The sequence below is a fragment of the Paenibacillus sp. LT-B23 genome, assembly GCF_059417685.1.
In genome coordinates, this window is the sequence record NZ_JBSQBM010000008.1 from 1 (window position 1) to 18,646 (window position 18,646).

At 42.6% G+C, this 18,646-nt stretch carries 15 protein-coding genes and 5 pseudogenes; 9 read left to right on the forward strand and 11 right to left on the reverse strand.

What is annotated here, in order from left to right; translation table 11 throughout:
- Positions 1-23: 23 nt before the first annotated feature.
- The 3 genes from ACWXW9_RS11425 to ACWXW9_RS11435 form a co-directional block, all read right to left on the reverse strand.
- Positions 24-1,493 (reverse strand): hypothetical protein, encoded by a 1,470-nt coding sequence (locus ACWXW9_RS11425; protein ID WP_494929493.1) that lies wholly within the window; start codon positions 1,491-1,493, stop codon positions 24-26.
- A 272-nt stretch (positions 1,494-1,765) separates the two neighbouring features.
- Positions 1,766-2,122 carry a FlxA-like family protein gene (locus ACWXW9_RS11430; protein ID WP_494929494.1) on the reverse strand — a complete coding sequence of 119 codons (357 nt, stop codon included), beginning with the start codon at positions 2,120-2,122 and terminating at the stop codon, positions 1,766-1,768.
- Between the two features lie 79 nt (positions 2,123-2,201).
- Positions 2,202-3,038: a hypothetical protein gene (locus ACWXW9_RS11435; RefSeq protein ID WP_494929495.1), complete on the reverse strand. Its 837-nt coding sequence runs from the start codon at positions 3,036-3,038 to the stop codon at positions 2,202-2,204.
- Between the two features lie 264 nt (positions 3,039-3,302).
- Between ACWXW9_RS11435 and ACWXW9_RS11440 the strand changes: the two genes are divergently transcribed.
- The 4 genes and pseudogenes from ACWXW9_RS11440 to ACWXW9_RS11455 all read left to right on the forward strand — a co-directional run bounded on the left by ACWXW9_RS11440 (position 3,303) and on the right by ACWXW9_RS11455 (position 6,010).
- Positions 3,303-3,878 carry a class I SAM-dependent methyltransferase gene (locus ACWXW9_RS11440; protein WP_494929496.1) on the forward strand — a complete coding sequence of 192 codons (576 nt, stop codon included), beginning with the start codon at positions 3,303-3,305 and terminating at the stop codon, positions 3,876-3,878.
- A gap of 15 nt (positions 3,879-3,893) precedes the next feature.
- A complete protein-coding gene (locus ACWXW9_RS11445; protein ID WP_494929497.1) occupies positions 3,894-4,499 on the forward strand; it encodes a DedA family protein in 606 nt (201 codons plus the stop codon).
- A 6-nt stretch (positions 4,500-4,505) separates the two neighbouring features.
- A pseudogene (locus ACWXW9_RS11450) lies at positions 4,506-4,559 on the forward strand (putative holin-like toxin); the annotation flags it as partial.
- A 577-nt stretch (positions 4,560-5,136) separates the two neighbouring features.
- Positions 5,137-6,010 (forward strand): annotated as a pseudogene (locus ACWXW9_RS11455) (IS630 family transposase).
- 213 nt (positions 6,011-6,223) lie between these two features.
- Here the strand turns inward: ACWXW9_RS11455 and ACWXW9_RS11460 are convergent.
- The 4 genes from ACWXW9_RS11460 to ACWXW9_RS11475 are packed head-to-tail and all read right to left on the reverse strand — an operon-like array spanning position 6,224 to position 9,584.
- Positions 6,224-7,675: a glycoside hydrolase family 1 protein gene (locus tag ACWXW9_RS11460; RefSeq protein ID WP_494929498.1), complete on the reverse strand. Its 1,452-nt coding sequence runs from the start codon at positions 7,673-7,675 to the stop codon at positions 6,224-6,226.
- 5 nt (positions 7,676-7,680) lie between these two features.
- Positions 7,681-8,931, reverse strand: coding sequence for a PTS sugar transporter subunit IIC (locus ACWXW9_RS11465; protein ID WP_494929499.1), 1,251 nt, complete (start codon positions 8,929-8,931; stop codon positions 7,681-7,683).
- A 12-nt stretch (positions 8,932-8,943) separates the two neighbouring features.
- Entirely contained in the window at positions 8,944-9,264 is a 321-nt protein-coding gene (locus ACWXW9_RS11470) for a PTS sugar transporter subunit IIA (protein ID WP_494929500.1), read from the reverse strand.
- Between the two features lie 2 nt (positions 9,265-9,266).
- Positions 9,267-9,584 carry a PTS sugar transporter subunit IIB gene (locus tag ACWXW9_RS11475; RefSeq protein ID WP_494929501.1) on the reverse strand — a complete coding sequence of 106 codons (318 nt, stop codon included), beginning with the start codon at positions 9,582-9,584 and terminating at the stop codon, positions 9,267-9,269.
- A 252-nt stretch (positions 9,585-9,836) separates the two neighbouring features.
- Between ACWXW9_RS11475 and ACWXW9_RS11480 the strand changes: the two genes are divergently transcribed.
- From ACWXW9_RS11480 to ACWXW9_RS11490, 3 genes and pseudogenes are all read left to right on the forward strand, one after another.
- Positions 9,837-11,747 (forward strand): BglG family transcription antiterminator, encoded by a 1,911-nt coding sequence (locus ACWXW9_RS11480; protein ID WP_494929502.1) that lies wholly within the window; start codon positions 9,837-9,839, stop codon positions 11,745-11,747.
- A 90-nt stretch (positions 11,748-11,837) separates the two neighbouring features.
- Positions 11,838-12,106 (forward strand): annotated as a pseudogene (locus ACWXW9_RS11485) (allophanate hydrolase-related protein).
- A gap of 620 nt (positions 12,107-12,726) precedes the next feature.
- Positions 12,727-13,590 (forward strand): annotated as a pseudogene (locus ACWXW9_RS11490) (IS630 family transposase).
- A 12-nt stretch (positions 13,591-13,602) separates the two neighbouring features.
- Here ACWXW9_RS11490 and ACWXW9_RS11495 read toward each other — a convergent pair.
- Positions 13,603-13,803 carry a type II toxin-antitoxin system antitoxin gene (locus ACWXW9_RS11495; protein ID WP_494929503.1) on the reverse strand — a complete coding sequence of 67 codons (201 nt, stop codon included), beginning with the start codon at positions 13,801-13,803 and terminating at the stop codon, positions 13,603-13,605.
- Positions 13,804-13,916: 113 nt separating this feature from the next.
- Between ACWXW9_RS11495 and ACWXW9_RS11500 the strand changes: the two genes are divergently transcribed.
- Both ACWXW9_RS11500 and ACWXW9_RS11505 read left to right on the forward strand, forming a co-directional pair.
- On the forward strand, positions 13,917-14,126 hold the full coding sequence (locus ACWXW9_RS11500; protein WP_494929504.1) for a hypothetical protein: 210 nt from the start codon (positions 13,917-13,919) through the stop codon (positions 14,124-14,126).
- 256 nt (positions 14,127-14,382) lie between these two features.
- Positions 14,383-14,472, forward strand: coding sequence for a putative holin-like toxin (locus ACWXW9_RS11505; protein ID WP_007429455.1), 90 nt, complete (start codon positions 14,383-14,385; stop codon positions 14,470-14,472).
- 263 nt (positions 14,473-14,735) lie between these two features.
- Here the strand turns inward: ACWXW9_RS11505 and ACWXW9_RS11510 are convergent, their stop codons facing one another.
- The 3 genes and pseudogenes from ACWXW9_RS11510 to ACWXW9_RS11520 form a co-directional block, all read right to left on the reverse strand.
- Complete coding sequence (locus tag ACWXW9_RS11510) at positions 14,736-16,049, reverse strand: alkaline phosphatase (RefSeq protein ID WP_494929505.1); 1,314 nt, start codon at positions 16,047-16,049, stop codon at positions 14,736-14,738.
- 173 nt (positions 16,050-16,222) lie between these two features.
- Positions 16,223-16,519: pseudogene (locus tag ACWXW9_RS11515) on the reverse strand (NUDIX domain-containing protein); the annotation flags it as partial.
- A gap of 99 nt (positions 16,520-16,618) precedes the next feature.
- Complete coding sequence (locus ACWXW9_RS11520; RefSeq protein WP_494929506.1) at positions 16,619-18,508, reverse strand: B12-binding domain-containing radical SAM protein; 1,890 nt, start codon at positions 18,506-18,508, stop codon at positions 16,619-16,621.
- Positions 18,509-18,646: the final 138 nt, after the last annotated feature.

Here is an 18,646-nt window from a genome sequence, read left to right on the forward strand (position 1 = left end):
AACAACTCTATCGAACGAGCTACTTATGAGGCACTGACTGGAGTCAGCTTGCCGCCGCCGGACAGGGTAATAGTTTCCCCGTTCAACCAGCTATTTGCACTCGTGCTTGCATCATAAAAAATGGTGTGTCCGTTATCCACGATGTTGGAGAGTTTAGTGTCACTGTCTGTCAAAGAGGTCAAATAGGAATCCGCTGTAACGACCCATTTGCTTGTTTTATCCAGATTTAATGCAACCGATTGGGCTGTGTTTTCCGAATTTATAGCGCCTTTCAGGGTTGTCTTGTTTTTCAGATTAGCTGTAATGGAACTGACTTTATCCGCAGTAATGCTGCCTGGCAATGTTTGGTTGTCCGCGTTCAGTGTTACATTGGCCCCGTTTGAACCTGTGGTTCCCCACTTGTCAGCAGCAGCGTTCAGCAATACTCCTGTATTTCCTTTTAATTTGGCCCCTTTCAGGTTAATCACGGCTTCTGTATTGGTAGAATAGAAGATAGGACCCGCCTTAGCCGTCAATGTACCACCATTCATCGCAAAGACACTGGTTCCGACCTCAGCATCGCCCGAGAAGCTTTGATACAGCATGACGCCACGATCTACATCTCCAGACAAACTGGTGTTATTGACTGTAATGCTGTTTCTACCTTCAATGACAGCCGCTTCCGAGCCGGCTGCTTTCAAATCCGAATTGGATACAGTAATCGTACCTGTCGAATAGATGCCTGGGGAACCTTTTCCTGTTGTTTTGCCCGTTGCTTTGGTCACATTAATCGTACCGTTACCCCGGTCTGTCGCAATAGCGGCGGAATGCTCACCAGCCGTTTGGATTTTGACATTCGTTGCATGAACCGTTCCCTTCAAGGTAGCATCCAGTCCACGCGAGGAGTCGGCGCTGGTTTGAATGGTAACATCTTTTACATTAATGGAAGAGCCTTCTCCTGTTGCAAACACCGCATTGGCTCCGTTGGCATCCGTTTTAATAGTGGAGTCCGACAACTGGATGGTGCTGGAAGAAGCAGCTAAAACCCCAGCGTTAAGGCCGTAAAAGTTACTATAATCGTCCGATGAGGTAGCGCCTTTTTTAGTCAGAGTGGACTTGGAAAGCGTTAATTTGCCACTGTCTGTTACTTTAACAATCGACTGATCTGCCTGATTCGCAGCAATCGTCTGCTTGGACAGGGTTACACTTTTACCGCTTTGTGTGTATTTTGCTGTTCCGTTATCTGTATAGCTGTCCGAGCCTTCGCCTGGTTGTCCGCTTGGTGGCTCGCCATCCGGAGGCGTTCCTTCCGGTGGGGCTTCTACGGTTACGCTAGTACCTGTGGCACTGGTGTCTGTGGAAGTTACTGTAGCGGAATCCTCTTGAGTGGCAGTTACAAATGATGCAGTAGAATCAGCGGTCGTCCCGTCCGTCGATGAGCTGGCAAAAGCATACGATGCAGTAATGGAAGCCAGCAGTACAGCCGTAGCGATTACATTCAATTTCTTTTTCATAAAATTCATCCCTTTTCACAAAGTATAGTTTGGTGAAGCCTGTATGCATGGACTTGATGGTTCTATAAGGTGTCAGGTAACTTTTAAGGAGTGAATTGCTTGTCCTTATCGGCTACAAACTCATTTTAGAACACTAGATTGAAAATAAAATGAGTGCTTACTGAAGGTTTGCTGAATGCTAAAAAAACAGGCCCCCCGGTGAGGCGGAGAGCCTGCTATCTGCTGTCTTCTGCTGTCTACCGTCTGCCGTACAATGAGAAAAAAAGATTGGATTAGATTGAAATATCCAGTGACTTCCCAACACCGGTAATGTCGCTACTGTTAGCAGTGTTGACACGAGTGGTTTCCGTGTTGCTTGGTGGAGCTGGCTGTTGCGCTTTTGGAGTTGACGTGCTGGTGGATTGAGAGCTTTGCTGGGCAATTTGCGCTTCAATTTGTTTAATTTGCTGCTGAAGCTGCTTCATTTGCGTTTCTTTTGTGTCTTTATTATCCTTACTTTGCTGTACCTTGTTGTACTCCGCTTCAAGTTGAGCTTTTTGCTTTTCCAGACTAGCTGTATCATTGGTGCTGGATGAAGATGTGGTGCTTGCAATAGATATAGAACTGCTGGATGTCGATGAGATGTTCATAAAAGATTCCACCTTTATAATAGTATGGGTTTTCAGTTGTGGGCTAACTAACTCTAAGTAATGGTATTGCAAGGTATAACTATGAAGATGATGAAACAGATTGTTCAAAAACTTTAGCGATTTTATCAAATAAAGCCGATATTTCTTCATCTGTCGCATTCGATTCGTCCGTATTGCCCCATGCGTTTTTTAATGCAGACAACAGATCCGTTGCTTGATCATCCTCTGAAGACGTCGACCCGGACACCAGACTGGAACTCAGAATACTTTGCAAATCACTCATGAGAGATCTTTTTTCATCTACCGTAAGTTCCTTGTCAGATGTAGTGCTGTTGTCCTCTTGGTTCGAGGTCTCCTGTATATTCCATGCGAACGGAGGCATAATTCCACCCATCGCTTGCATCATAGAAGGTAGACCGCTGCTATCGACCTCCGACTGGAATGAGTCATCTTTGGGCGGCGGTGTAGGCCGATTATTCTGGATCGTTTCTGCTACTTTATCGAATAGATCCGATACTTCCTCATCCGTTGCCGTCGAAAGATCCAGATTGGATAATAACTCGGTAACCGAAGCCAGCGGGTTCCTGGTATTGCTGTTAGTAGGTTCATCTGTTTCAGATAAGGCGCTTGAAGAGGTCAGGTAGCTTTGCAGCTCGGATAATAACGTTTTCTGTTGATCCGTAGTCAGCGTAAACGCATCCTGATCGTATTTGTAATCCTTACTGTAGTTTTCCGTAGGAAGCGAGGCTTGCATTCCACCCGCATATTCCATAAATTCCGTGCTCAATTCGAGTGAATCGTTAGATTTCTTGTGTGTGATGTTACCTGTGTTATTTAATCCAGTCTCGTTAGACTTCACCGTATTCGAGGTATCGTAGGAAGTCGTGATCAGATGTCTATTAATGGATAGTGACAAAGTAGATCCCCTCTCAGTGTACATGATGTTTTTAGTTGCCCACCTCTCTTTCATCGGTAGCGAAACTGAATGCAACCTGAGAATACGCTGAATGATAACTGAATAATTTCCCCACTGCTCCCTGGACTATAGTCAAGGAAAATCCCCGCCGTAGGACGGGGATATGAACCCTACTCCAGACAGGAGCAAGCAAAGGTATAATTTGTTACTCTTAGCAGAGAATAAACGAACGTATTCAGAAAATCGAAAGTAGGGGAACGATTCATGATCCGTATTAGTCATTTGGTTCACGAGAGATTTCTGTTCTTATTTAAATTTTTGCATTCGCCAGCATATGTGGGTAGTATAACGCCAAGTTCCAGATTTCTAGCCAAAAAAATGATTGAGTCTATTCCATGGAGTGAAGTTCATACCGTTGCCGAGCTTGGTGCTGGTACTGGCGCAATTACCCAGTATATCCCGTCTGCTGCAAGGGAACAAACCAAGGTGCTGCTTTTTGAGAAGGATCAGACGATGAGACGAGATTTAAAAAAGAGATTTCCGAATTATCTTTGTTATTCCGACTCCCGTGAGCTTCAACTTGCTATGCAAAATGCCGAAATTGAACAGCTTGACTGCATTATAAGCGGGCTGCCATTTTTTAATTTTCCACAAACGATGCGAGACCAAATTGTAGAACAGATTCACCTGTCGCTCAAGGATCAGGGAATGTTTATCGCTTTTCAATATTCCAAGCAAATGAAGCAGCAGTTAGGGGAATGGTTTGATATTGAGGAAATCAAGTTTGTGCCCATGAACATTCCACCTGCTTTCGTCTATGTATGCCGGAAGAAAGCATGAATAGGGGGAGTCGTTATGGACGTTGAATACTTAATTTCCATCATCGAACAGTATGGCTATGCGGCACTATTTTTTTCCTTGTGGCTCGGGATTGTGGGGCTACCCATTCCAGACGAAGTGATTGTGATGACTGGCGGGGCTGTAACCAGCATGGGAATACTTCAACCGTTACTCGCCTTTTTCATCGTATATCTAGGGGTTATATCGGGCTTGTCCTTAGGTTATGTATTGGGAAGATTCTTGGGTACAACCGTTCTGGATCGCTTACGACGAAAAAAGAAAATGGACAAGTACATTACATTTTCGGAAAATTTGGTACATAAGTATGGTAATTTCACCATTTGCATCAGTTATTTCCTGCCGATTGTCCGTCACATCATCCCTTATATTGTCGGAATCAATAAAATGAGCTTCAGGCGTTATGCTTTGTTCTCTTACTCAACAGGCTTGATCTGGACGCTAATCTTCTTTTTGCTCGGACATTTTTTCGGCGATCATGTACAAACAGCAGGAGAACTTATACATCATTATGGCTTACAGATCGCGTTGCTTCTTGTGGTACTGGCAATACTATTTTTTATAATGAAATACGTTTGGGGGAAGAAAACAACTGAGGAGTAAAGGCGACTCATGTTCGGCATGTTCATTCTGGCGTTACTTACCTACATGAAAAAGAAATAGACCGCCCTGACTAAGGAAAACGGTCTATTTCCGACCTTATCTTACGCGGCCGACTGCTCTTTATGCAATTGTTGTATGCTGGAGCCGTGTTAGCGCACAGCTCCTTACTTATTCTCACCTCATTATTACCGATTTTATAACGTAATTACAGCTATAAAGTCAAATCATAATAATAAAATTCCTTGTCCCTGATATAGCTGTTTCTTTCATAAAATTTATCTTCTTCTATATAAGCTGAATTTAAAAGTTACCTAATACGCCACTGCGCAGTCGGATAGTGCTTCCCATCGTCACCGCCCCCGGATTTCTTGAATAAAGCTTATAATCAGGGTAGAAATCCGGGGACAAAAGCGACCGCTTCGCTTGTACAGAACCATTCCGCCTACTCCGTTTTCCATGTACATTTTTTTAATTCAACTTATATATCCTTTAGGATAAAAACGACAGTTGCCATTGCGACAAAACGATCATGCATCTTCTATATAAGTTGAACTAAAGATTAGAAAACTATGGTAAGGAATTCGCCACTGCATGTCGAAGTAATAAAGTAACAATTTTAGACAGGCAGGGTAATCGCATGGAACATTCAGCCTCATTTCAAGATATCCAAACCGCGATGAAACAAGCAAAAGATCGTCGGATGTTTGAACGCTATCAGACGCTGTATTTGTATCTACAAGGAACAGAGGTCAAGCAAATTGCTCATATCATTAACCGAAGCCCCAAAACCGTAAAAGGGTACATTCAAGCTTATGAAACACGTGGGCTTTCCGGACTGCAAATGAATCATTCGCCAGGAGCACCTGTCCAATTAACGAAAGAACAACTGGACAAGTTAAAACAAACGATCGTGGACTCCGTTCCGCATGATGTAGGCTTTACCGCGCGTCACAATTGGACACTGGAGATCATTGCAGCCTTCATCAAAAGGGAGTTTGGTCAGACATACTCGCTTCGCGGCATCTCCAAAAAGATGCACCGTCAGGGGCTAAGCTACACCAAGCCAACCTATACCTTGGTAGCGGCAGACGAAGAAAAGCAACGAATTTTTTCGGAAGTCACGTTTCCAAATTTAAAAAAAGATACATGACAGGAAAAATCAACCATACATTATTTGAAGACGAATCCATGATTCGCGATTACCAAGCCATTCAAAAAACGTGGTTTCTTCGTGGCAAACAGCGTATCATTCAAACTACAGGTAAACATCGGGGTGTCAAACTGCTGGCATCGTTCCTAAACGAGATGAAGGATCGACTTGAACTTATTTTTGCCTCCCTATAGCCCCGAACTGAATGCAGTCGAAGGGTTGTGGAAATGGCTTAAATCCGATGTGATTAACAACGTCTTTTACCACACGGTCGCTGATTCGTACCAACCTACAATAGTTTATGGAAGAGATTATGAAAGTACCTTTGATGATCGTTGACCGTCTTTGTGTCAGGTTCTAGCTGGTTGTTTCTTTTTAGTTCAATTTATATAGTTAGAGTAAGGATTGAGGAGAAGAAGGCTAAGGTGAGTGAAACGGAAATGGCAGTAATTGCGGGGCAAAATGAGAGGGCAAACGGTTGTCTTGAAGAATATTTGATTCTGTGCTCAGAGCAGAAAGATAGTGTACATATTTTTTAAAAAAAGAGGCAGGGTTTCTACCTCTTTGAACTGTTTTAAATCTCAGAACCATTGTTTGAGATAACTTGCCTATACCAACAGAAACTATCTTTTCTAATTCGTTCACCCGTTCCGTTTCCTTCATCATCCAGATCCACGTATATAAAACCGTACCGCTTGGACATTTGTTGCGAAGAACAACTAACAATATCAATGGGTCCCCAGGCACAGTAAGCAATGACGTTTGCGCCATCATGTATTGCCCGACCAACCTGCTCAATATGATCTCCCAGATAGGATATGCGATAAGTGTCATGTACCATACCGTTTTCAAGCTTGTCATACATCCCAAATCCGTTTTCAGCAATGATAATTGGTTTTTGATAACGATCCCAGTATTGGGAGAGTGAATGATAGAGTCCTTGCGGATCGACATTCCAGCCCCATGGGTTAGCTTCCAAATGAGGATTTGGTGTAACGGAATCAGGTTTGTTCACATTTTTCGACGAATCAACCATCTGAGAAAAATAGTAAGATATGGACATATAATCCATCGTATTATCTTTCAAAAGCTGCAGTTCTTCTTCAGTGATATCAAGATTATAATGATTTTCTCTAAAATAATTAAGCGCATACTTCGGATATTCGCCACGAAGCTGAACATCAGTAAAGAAATATTGCATACGGTTATGTTGCATGGCAAGCACAACATCATCGGGTTTGCAGGAATACGGATAAGCGGTTCCGTCGGCAACCATAGTGCCGATTTGCAAATCATGGTTCAACGTTTTGGCATACTGTTGGATCTTGGCGCAAGCTACCATCTGGTTGTGAACGGCTTGGTACTCCGCTTCTTCAATGTAGTCATATTGGTCACTACATATGCCTAGAGACAAAAACGGTTCAATTTGAATCATGTTGATTTGGTTGATGACGATCCAATATTTAACGCGATTTCCGAAGCGGTTTAACAATACTTTACCGTATCGTTCAAACATGTCAATTACGGCTTTATTGTTCCAACCACCATATTGCAGCGTAATGTTGATCGGAGTTTCGTAATGCAGCATCGTAATGATCGGCTCGATGCCGAGCGACTTCATTTTGTCGATCATCTTATCGTAATGTTTCAAGGCCAATTCATTCGGTTCGTTTTCGTCGCCATTCGGGAACACTCTCGACCAATCAATGGAAGTCCTGAACGTGTTGAAGCCCATCTCGGCTAGCAATTCTAAATCGCTTTCATAAGTATGATAGAAGTCAATTCCGTAACGTTTAGGGAAATAGTGCGTTGTATCCTCCAGATTTCTTTTCACCTCATCCAATGTCATACCTTCAATTTCCAATTGCTGAATCTCCATATTCGACAAGCCTTTCAGGTAAGGCTGCACATCAGATGAGTTAGGCCGTTTTCCTTCTTCGCCGTAGGCACCGTCGGCTTGGCTAGCAGCAATGGCTCCACCCCACAGAAAACCTTTCGGAAAAGCAGGGTAATTGTTTTTTCGCACGAGTATCACTCTCCTTCTTCCATTAATTCCAAATCTTGTTGAACAGCTTGCTTATCGTACAATTTGAAAAAGGGATAATAGACCAACCAGCTGATAACAAACAGTACAATGAAGAAGAACAGTCCGCGAATCGATTGCGTTACAACCCAGCTTAGGATCGGTACAGGCAAATACCATAGCTGGAATGGGTCATGTGGAATAGGTACAAGACCGGTCTTCATAACAATCCAAAGCAAAGCCGGCCCCAGGAGTCCGTTAATCCACATTGGAATCATGAGAAGAGGATTGAACGCAATCGGCGCACCGAAGACAACGGGTTCATTGATGTTGAAAATGGACGGAATCAGAGAAGCTTTCCCAATCATTTTTAGTCGTTGTGACTTGGCCATAAAGGCAAGCATAATGACTAGCGATAGCGTTGCACCGCCGCCGCCGAGAAGAAACATAGTTATTGCTTCATTCGTGAAAATATTGGTGACGACCTGACCGGCAGCATAATTGGCCTGATTCTGCGCAATGCCGGGCAAAGCAATAGCAGTGATAACCGGATATAACACCCAGCTAGATATTCCGAACGTGTATAAGAAGGCGTAACCCAAAAAATTAATGATGACGAGTCCCCAGAACCCTTGTCCCAGATTAATGAGTGGCGAGAAGATCGAGTTAACTTCGTTGTACAAGTTGATATTCAATTGAAATGTGAATAACCAACCCACTACCAGGATCAGAGCAATCGGGATTAAAGTATTAAACCAGGTGGCCACAAAGTCTGGAATGGGGGAATCCTCATCGATGAATTTCCATTTGGAAAAGAGATTCATGATAAAGCCCACGAATAGTCCTGCAATCAAGGCAGCGATCATGCCAGCTGAACCGAAGGTATTCAGATCAAAACTGATCCTGCCCTCCGCTGTAAGCGTGGGAAACACTAGGAGAAGAAAGAATGTCAAACCTGCAAGTCCTGCTTGTTTGGAGACGTCTTTGTGGCCTTTATTAATCATGACCGCTTCCGGAATTAAATACGCCAAGAACACCGAGAATAACCCGAATGAGAACGTACTAAGTAACGAGAAGTCAGGAAAACCCTTCCAAAAATCTTTGACAATGGTCAAGATGGTGGCGAACGAGCCGATCAGAACCATCGGCATCGCTGCTAACATTGCGCTTTGGACAGATGCAACCCAAGGATTTTTTGCAATGGCATTCACCTTTGGCGCAAAAACATCAGACATCCATGGCATCAATTTACCCAGCATTTTTGCTCCTCCTTACAGTCTCTTGTACAGCTTGATGATTTCTTTCATCACGTTCATTTCGGATTTAACAGTCATCATGGTATCTTGAGCATGGCCGAATAATGGTGAAAACGGAAATTCGATGCCATCGGCTTCCTTTTGTAATGTCTTGGTTTGGGCTTTATGAGCAGTGACAATCTCACTATTTGCTTGTTTCATTATTTCGTCGGCTTGCTCGAACTCTCCCTTCGATGCTTTGTCCACGGCCTGATAGACATAATCACGTGCTTTACCGGCATGCGAGATCACGTTCATGGAGAGCAAGGCCAATTCTTCGAGAGTCACTTTTTCCACAATTATTTTCCACCTTCCAACAATTCTTTGGCAACTTTAACTAATCCTTGACCATCCAACGATCCATACACTTTTTGGGGAATGATGCCGTATTGTACGCCCGCTTCTTCACATGCGCCTTTTACGTCGTCAATCATGTATTTTAGGTGCGGCGCAACGAGAAGCAGATCAATACTGTTCAAGTGCTCAGCAATTTCCGATTCGCTTTTGGCTTTAAATTCGATATCGTCACCTGTTTGTTTAATCGCCTTCCGCGCAGCAGCCGCCATAAAACCGGATGAAGCGCCTGCTCCACAAACCAATAATACTTTTTTTGTCATGATGTCTTTCCTCCTTTTTGTTTTACAAATTCAGTATGTCACGATCGGAAGAACCAAGCCAATATTATACTTTCCTAACCCCAGGAAAACAGGGATTTCCCAACTGAAAAAGGTTGTTGTTATAAGAAATGTGTCCGTATTTAGCAAAAATAATTTCCTACCCCTAGGAAATTTCTGAATACTGAGTATTTTTAAGTCTACATTATACTAATAGAAAGATGGCCACAGTTAGGAAAAAAGGAGGAAATGCATATGAAAAGTTCTAAATTAACAGCGTTTCTCAATTATTTGGAAGCTCATAACGATTGGGTTACAGCTGCGGCCCTGGCTAATAATTTTAAAGTTTCTACCCGAACGATTCGAAACTATGTAAGCGTAATTAACAGTGATACGCCGCGAATTGCTTCTACACAAGCGGGGTATAAATTGATTGCTCAGGATCTTCAGGAAACCACCCCTTCTGTTCATGCCCAAGATACCCCGTCAAAACGAATGAATATGATTCTTAAGGAGTTAATTGTTAATACCGAAGGACTTAATGTATTCGATTTAAGCGAAAAATTGTTTGTCAGCACATCCACGATCGAAAATGATATTAATAGTGCTAATCATTTAATCTTCGCATTCCATTTGAAAGTAAGGCGAAAGAACGACATGTTGGTTCTGATGGGGGAAGAAACCGAGAAGAGAAAGCTCATGAGCCACATTATTGCCCAAGAGGCATCGCCACATTTTTTGACTATGGGTAAAGTACAGGAGACCTTTAAAGACTATAACATTGTTCAATTAAAACAAAACGTAATCGCTATCTTGGAAAAATATAATCTGATCAGCAATGAATACACTATCAATAGCATTATTTTGCATCTGGTAATCACCATGGATCGAATCAAAAACAACAAGTCCATTGAGGGAAATAAACAAGCCGAATATTTAAAAAGTAATTTGGAAATGCATGCAACTGAAGATATTACCGAGATGATTGAACGGGAGTACGGAATCCGATTTAACGCTGCGGAAAGATATTATCTTGTGCTTCTGCTTTCAAGCAAAACGACACTGCTGAATTATCAGTCGCTGACTTCCGAGACTTTAACCCACTTTATGGATAAGCACTACATTGAACTCGCGCAAACCTTGTTGAAGAAGGTTCATGAATCCTATTTTATTGACCTTTCTGATGACAGTTTCATCGTGAAGTTTACGCTTCATATTAGAAATTTGGTGTTCAGAGCGAGGAATAAGCAATGGTCCAGAAATCCGTTAACGTATAGTTTGAAAGATACTTATCCATTGATCTATGAAATATCTGTATTCATTTCGAACGAATTGAAAAAACTGGAGAGCATTTCAATCGTAGAGGATGAGATCGCTTATATTTCTTTTCATATCGGGTCGTTTTTTGAAAGAAAAAAAGAGTTGGAGACGAAATTGTTGTGTGCGGTCGTATGCCCTAATTACTATGATATGCAATTCAATCTGGTACAAAAAATCGAAGCAAAATTCAAGGATGTTATCGAAATCATGCATGTGACTTCGGAACTTGATCATTTGCCTGATTCGAATAAATTCGAGTTGATCATTACGACGCTTCCGGTTAAGTCGCTCCAAATCCCAACGGTTTTTGTGCATCCTTTTATTACAAAAGAAGATTATGAACAAGTTCAAAATGTGATCGTAAAATTGAATGAAAGAAAAAATATGTTGCATGTGAAAAATTATCTCAATATGTTTTTTGATGAAGACCTGTTCCTGAAAAACGTTTATTTGAACGATGCGGAAGAATACATCAAATACATGTCCCAGAAACTTTATGAAAAGCAGTATGTTCAGAAGGATTATTGCGACGCTGTTTTGGAACGGGAAAAAATGTCCTCCACCGCCTTCAATAATAACGTGGCCGTGCCACATTCCATGAAGATGGATGCCAAGAAAACGGGAATATGCATCATTATTAACGAAAAGCCTATTAGATGGGGGGCGGAAAAGGTTCAGGTGATTGCCATGATTGCGATTAATAAAACACAACGGCAATTGTTTACCCATGTATTCGAGAGTTTTATCAACATTCTATCCGAATGGGAAAATATAAAGGAATTGACCAAAGCAATGAATTATAAGGATTTTACCAATAGAATTACCCTTCTTATGGATAGACTATAACAGGAGATATGTTTCCAAAAAGAGTGTTCACGAGCTAGACACATAGAGGTTCAGATTTTTGGCAATTCGTGCGGACAGGCTGCATTTGGACTGGTATACGAAAAGTATAAGCTTCCTACGGAGCCGGCTAAACCGGGTCTCGTGCGAGCAGGCGAAGATGGGTTCTCCATTCAAGTTGAGTTATGGGATATGCCGATAGATTCATTTGGTATATTCACAGCTTCCATTCCTGCTCCCCTTGGTATTGGCCAGGTAGAGTTGATGGAAGGCAGGTTAGCGGATTTTTATGTGAAGCTTATCCCATTGAAGGTGCGGAGAATATTAGCTTACTCGGGGGATGGAGAAAAGCCTTTGCATAAATATTGAATTTGTTTCACAAAAAAAGACAGTCAGGTTAAATATCTGACTGTCTTTGGGTCTGATTGAATACATTTGTAAGATGGACTTAATCTTGTTTGCAAAAGGATTTTTCAAGGCTTAAAATCTTTGAGATTTTCCAATTAGCTGATACATGATATAAGGTACAAATATACCTAAGAATAAATACTGAAAGTAAGGAAATACAGTATAAACTATTTGGATATACATGCATTTAATTTCTATATAAATCCAGTTAATCACCCTGAAATATTATTCAATCATAAACATCGTCTGAACATTATTTCTTGTCGAGGGACAAGAACATAGTACCATTAAAAGCCGAAAAAATAGCTGTTACTTTGCCGATTAGATGAATAACAAAAGTTTGAATTCAAGTGCTACATGTTCTTTTCTCAGTAAAAATTGTTCAGTGACGCCGCTGATAACCAGTCGAGGAACTTGTTCTAAGTACAAAGATAGAAAAATCGAAAATTTAAGTGAAACTACTCCAAAGTACCAACTATATAAGTTGAACTAAAGATTAGAAAACTATGGTAAGGAATTCGCTACTGCATGTCGACGTAATAAAGTAAAAATTTTAGACAGGCAGGGCAATCGCATGGAACATTCAGCCTCATTTCAAGAGATCCAAACCGCGATGAAACAAGCAAAAGATCGTCGGATGTTTGAACGCTATCAGACGCTGTATTTGTATCTACAGGGAACAGAGGTCGAGCAAATTGCTCATAAGCCCCAAAACCGTAAAAGGGTACATTCAAGCTTATGAAACACGTGGGCTTTCCGGACTGCAAATGAATCATTCGTCAGGAGCACCTGTCCGATTAACGAAAGAACAACTGGAAAAGTTAAAACAAACGATCGTGGACTCCGTTCCGCATGATGTAAGCTTTACCGCGCGTCACAATTGGACACTGGAGATCATGGCAGCCTTCATCAAAAGGGAGTTTGGTCAGACATACTCGCTTCGCGGCATCTCCAAAAAGATGCACCGTCAGGGGCTAAGCTACACCAAGCCAACCTATACCTTGGTAGCGGCAGACGAAGAAAGCAACGAATTTTTTCGGAAGTCACGTTTCCAAATTTAAAAAAAGATACATGACGGAAAAAATCGACCATGTATTATTTGAAGACGAATCCATGATTCGCGATTACCAAGCCATTCAAAAAACGTGGTTTCTTCGTGGCAAGCAGCGTATCATTCAAACTACAGGTAAACATCGGGGTGTCAAACTGCTGGCATCGTTCCTAAACGAGATGAAGGATCGACTTGAACTTATTTTTGCCTCCCTATAGCCCCGAACTGAATGCAGTCGAAGGGTTGTGGAAATGGCTTAAATCCGATGTGATTAACAACGTCTTTTACCACACGATCGCTGAAATTCGTACCAACGTACAACAGTTTATGGAAGAGATTATGAAAGTACCTTTGATGATCGTTGAGCGTCTTTGTGTCAGGTTCTAGCTGGTTGTTTCTTTAGTTCAATTTATATAGCTCTTTAGCTTTTTCCTCTTCAAGCTCTTTAGCTTTCTTATTCCCAAATTCCTCAATATGTTGTTCAATTAAATATTCAATTTGTTTTGCGATTGACCGCTTATCATGCTCAGCTATAATTTTGATTTTCTCAAAATTTTCTTGATTTAATCGTAGTGTGAACGCTTTTTTATTTGTTGTCATTGTTCAAACTCCTCACCATAGTGATTTCATTATTATAGCACTGTATAATAACCATACAAGATGGCCTTAACCAGTTCATTTCTATTCGCATGGAGCATGTTGCAAGTTCCATTTTGGCTACATCCCCAGAATACGAAGATTTAATGAAAAACTGTAATCAACTCTTTTCTATTCTACATGATTGCTTGCCAAAGGAATACATACAAGCACTTTACAACTATGAAACCAATACTACCTTACTCCAAGGCATGGCTGAATCTATTATGTATGAACAAGGCTTAAAAGATGGCGTTTGCTTAAACCAAATTTTGGCTGGTGAATAATTTTCTCTTTTCGCCTTATTAGAGGAATAAAGTTACCCTTAATAGCTTATCCAAAAACCACACTCTGATTTCACGAAATGATAGGTTAAACTTTTCTGTCCATCCTGTACAATCGTTGGTGAACAAGTTAACCTAGAATCTAGAAACAGACGTTTTCATTTTTGTCCTTTTTAGTAAGACTATCCACATGATATACTATGAACTAACAACAGAATGGCTTAGATGGGCGGTCGGCTAGTCTCCTGCAAAGGAGGTGATGCCTGTGGAGGTTAAAGATACGCTGATGTTGATGATTCAATTTGCAACGTTGGTGATCTTGATTATTTCCTTCAACAAAAAGAAATAGACCGCCCTCTGGAAAAGGAATGCGGTCATATTTCGATGACTAAAACTTTTTGAACAGCCACCGCCCTTATAAGCGGCTGTTGTCAAAGAGTGAGGATGTTGGTAGCATCCTTACTCTTTTTTAGTATATACCTTTTGGCTATAGTTTATCACAGGAAAAACCATATTGCCAATATGGAAAATCCTTTATTCAGGCACCGAACGGTAGGATTTCCCACCTAATATTCTCTATTCAAATATCAGATGACAGCATTTCATCCCAAGTTATTTTTTCAATTTAAGCAGCTTAACCAGCTTGTCATGAATTGCAGTATTCGGGTAATTTCCGCTAAATTGGGAGGCGCCGGGTCCCATCGCAGTCAGTGCCACATCTACTGCGGTATGTCCTTTTGTCGTCCAATCGATATAAAACGTTTCGTTCGTGCCTTGTATGGTGAATGGACCATCTTCATTCGTGGTGCCGTCGTCGGCTTCGTCTTTCGCATCCTTGCCTTCAATGGCCAAACCACCCGTTTCGTGGTCAGCTGTAACCAGAACCAATGTATCTGGATGCGCTTTGGCATAATCTTTGGCTACTTTAACGGCCTTGTCGAGCTGCTGCCCAGCCTTGATCGTTAATGCGCCTTCATTGTCATGCGCCATCTCATCCGTTCCTTCTTCCTCTACCATCAGGAAAAAGCCTTTTTGGTTTTTGGAAAGAACATCAATCGCTTTCGTCGTCATATCAGGCAAAGAAACGGTTGGGTTATAAGAGTTCCCCAGCTTATTATGAGCTTGGAACATCTCTTCATTGGCGAACAACCCGAGCAGTTTAGAGCCTTTGGCTGCTTTCATTTCCGCCTGATCTGTCACATAGCTATAGCCCAATTTCTTGGCCTGCTCCACTAAATTTCCTTGAGTTCCCTTACTAGCTTCCTCAGGATCTTCTGCCGGCGCATCTGGATGTTTACCTGCTGTACCCGCAGGATACCAGAAATCCTCACCACCACCCAGAATAACATCCAGCTTGCTATTTTCCAGATACTGCTTAGCAATTTCGCTTTGCGCAGAGCGCTTTTCGACATGCGCACCAAAGGCTGCCCCCGTTGCGTCTGTTACTTGGCTTGTCGTCACGACACCTGTGGACATGCCTGCTTTTTTGGCCAGCTCCATGATCGTTGTGACGGGCTTTTTATTCAGATCCATCCCGATAGCACCGTTATATGTTTTTACACCTGTTGCAATGGCAGTTGCGGCGGCGGCGGAATCTGTAACCAGGTTGTCCCCTGAGCTTGTGCTAACCAGCCCCGTTACAGGCATGTTATCCATTTCAAGCAATCCCGACTTCCCGACTGTTGCAAGACGAACCGCATTGCGGCTTGCTTCTCCCATGCCATCGCCGATAAAGAGAATGACATTTTTAGGAGCATCGACTTTTACTGAGGTAGACTTCTGTGCTTTGGATACTTGTGCTGTAGTGGACTTCGTATTAGATGAGGCTGCAAAAGTGGTAGGGAGGTCAGATGATAACAATGGTGCACCCAAAACCGTAATAGCGCCTAAAGCAAGAATACTCTTTTTCATTGAACGCTTCTTCACAAGGTCACACTCCAGTAGATTTAATATAAATATATGATGAAATAATCATATATTTGAATTGTAAAGCGTCATCAAGCAAAAGATCACATAGATGTAAAAAAACAAAACCCGGCCTCAGATAGCTTCGCTTCTATCCAGGTCCGGGTTAAAATCTTATAGGATCATCTCATAATAATTTCATTGTATACTTCGTCCCCATGCGGGTATTTATAGTATAATTGCGGCCCGGAGAATACATCCAATAGAGTAAGGCTACCCGCCTTCAGTCCTGTTTCCTCGGCTAATTCTCTTACCGCGACCTCTTCCATAGATTCTCCCGGTTCCAATGACCCGCCTGGCAATCCCCATAATCCATTATCTGTTCTAAGTCCCAGCAATAATTGGTTATTATTAAGTAATAGCACACAAGCGCCTGCCATGATTAAGGGTCTGGTACCTACCACTTTTCTTAAGTCCATAATATAGCCCAATCTGATCACTCTTTTCATTCGTCAAAAGAAGGCACCGACTCTTGTGTTGTTAAGAACGATGCCTTCTGATGTTTAGATGTCATTTGTACCTTATTCCTCTTAAATCGCTGCAATTTCCTTGCCAATTGGCATGGTGTAGTACAGTGGCTTTTGCTGCTCGTTTTGCTGGTAGATTACGAGTAGCAACGTTCGGCCTTCAGCGGTCAAAGGGCTGCCACCACTCAGGATATGATCCAGCCGGAACGGCAGAACATCCAGCACAGCGTACTTTTGCAGTTCCTTTTCACCCAGCTTCAAGGAAGCGAAAGACGGAATCACCTCGCGGTATGGCTGCGGCTGCGAACTGTCCGAAACGGAATGGCCATCTGTAGCATGAGAAGCAGGTGCAGCAGTTTGCGTCGCATCTGCCACAAAGTCTGCAACCACAGGTGACAACAGCGCATCCGGGTGCTGGAGAGCCATTTTCATATAGCTGGACCAATCGTCCTTCTCCAAGGCGTGTTCCCACCAGATTTTACGCGGCTTGTATTTATGGTTCAGGAAATAGTCGAGCTTCATCAGCCCAAGCACCATATCCATTCGCTTCGTTCCGCGTGATTCAAGAAAGGACTGGAGACGCGTGAACAGGTCTTCGAGCTGGTGACCGATTTTTTGCCAGCCCTGTCCCTCCCAATAGTCTCCGAACTCCTGAAAGAAATCAAAGGCCGACGCAAATTCGCGCTCGATCAGATAGTTCACCGTATGATCCATACGATGGGAGTTCCAGTATTTCTCCAGCACATCTTCCAAACGTTTGAGTCGAACGATATCGGCAAAGGAAAGGACGTCATTGCTCAGCATTTCATAAGGCGCAACATCCATGTACGTATAGTTGTACTTGTCTGCGTCGATACGCAGTCCCGTGCCGCGCAGCATTTTGAGGAAGCCGAGCTGAAGCTCTTCCGGGCCTAGCGCAAAAACGTCATTAAACGTTTTACGGAACGTGTTGTAATCCTCCAAAGGCAGACCGGCGATTAAATCGAGATGCTGGTCGATCTTGCCGCTTTGCTTGACCTTCGTAACGGTACGGGAAAGCTTGGCAAAGTTCTGGCGACGCTTGACCAGCTCATTGGTCGGATCATTCGTCGACTGGACGCCGATTTCAAAGCGGAATACGCCCGGCGGCGCGTTTTCCGCCAAATAATCCAACACCTCGGGACGCATAATGTCTGCCGTAATCTCAAACTGGAAGACACATCCGCGATGGTTTTCAATGAGAAACTTGAACATTTCCAGCGCATAATCGCGTTTAATGTTAAAGGTCCGATCGACGAACTTGATCAGGTTGGCTCCGTTGTCGATCAGATACAGAATATCCGACTTCGTACGCTCAATATCGTAATAACGCACCCCTACCTCAATACTGGACAGACAGAACTGGCAACTGAACGGGCAACCCCGACTGGTTTCAAAATAAACAACCCGTTTGCCTAATTCCGGTATATCCTCTGCAAAGCGGTACGGTGACGGCAGCTCGTTCAAGTCCGCCTTTGGACGGCCCGGCATCTGAATGACCTCTTCTCCCTTGCGGTAGGCCAGTCCATATACAAAATGGTACTTTTGCGTACCCTCAATCTCCTGAAGCAGTTGATGAAAGGTTTCCTCCCCCTCACCGACAACGATAAAATCCACATTCGGCAGGCGTTTCATCCAATGGTCGGTATCGTAAGAGACTTCCGGGCCACCGAGAATGATTTTGACCTCTGGCATAATTTTTTTCAATACATCAATGACTTTAATCGTTTCTTCAATGTTCCAGATGTAGCAGGAAAAGCCGATGACATCCGCTCCCCGCTGAAACAGGTCGGATACGATGTTCATCACAGGGTCCTTGATCGTATACTCCGCCAGCTCGATGTCAAAGTCCTTTTCACTGTAGGCTTTGAGACACCGGATCGCCAGCGAGGTATGAATATATTTTGCGTTTAACGTTGATAAAATGACTTTCATAGGTCACAACCTTTTATAGTTTGCATGACGCCTCATATCTTTTAGGATTTTGCAAAATTCGATTCCAGTCACTCCAAGGTGCAATATATAAACGAATAAAATCATTTCGATCTATATATTGTTGATTACACGTCGCTT

Excerpts from the sequence above, each read along its gene's own strand:
- ACWXW9_RS11425 (WP_494929493.1), bottom strand. The coding sequence starts at position 1,493 with ATGAAAAAGAAATTGAATGTAATCGCTACGGCTGTACTGCTGGCTTCC.
- ACWXW9_RS11430 (WP_494929494.1), bottom strand. The coding sequence starts at position 2,122 with ATGAACATCTCATCGACATCCAGCAGTTCTATATCTATTGCAAGCACC.
- ACWXW9_RS11440 (WP_494929496.1), top strand. The coding sequence starts at position 3,303 with ATGATCCGTATTAGTCATTTGGTTCACGAGAGATTTCTGTTCTTATTT.
- ACWXW9_RS11445 (WP_494929497.1), top strand. The coding sequence starts at position 3,894 with ATGGACGTTGAATACTTAATTTCCATCATCGAACAGTATGGCTATGCG.
- ACWXW9_RS11465 (WP_494929499.1), bottom strand. The coding sequence starts at position 8,931 with ATGCTGGGTAAATTGATGCCATGGATGTCTGATGTTTTTGCGCCAAAG.
- ACWXW9_RS11475 (WP_494929501.1), bottom strand. The coding sequence starts at position 9,584 with ATGACAAAAAAAGTATTATTGGTTTGTGGAGCAGGCGCTTCATCCGGT.
- ACWXW9_RS11480 (WP_494929502.1), top strand. The coding sequence starts at position 9,837 with ATGAAAAGTTCTAAATTAACAGCGTTTCTCAATTATTTGGAAGCTCAT.
- ACWXW9_RS11495 (WP_494929503.1), bottom strand. The coding sequence starts at position 13,803 with ATGACAACAAATAAAAAAGCGTTCACACTACGATTAAATCAAGAAAAT.
- ACWXW9_RS11505 (WP_007429455.1), top strand. The coding sequence starts at position 14,383 with ATGCCTGTGGAGGTTAAAGATACGCTGATGTTGATGATTCAATTTGCA.
- ACWXW9_RS11520 (WP_494929506.1), bottom strand. The coding sequence starts at position 18,508 with ATGAAAGTCATTTTATCAACGTTAAACGCAAAATATATTCATACCTCG.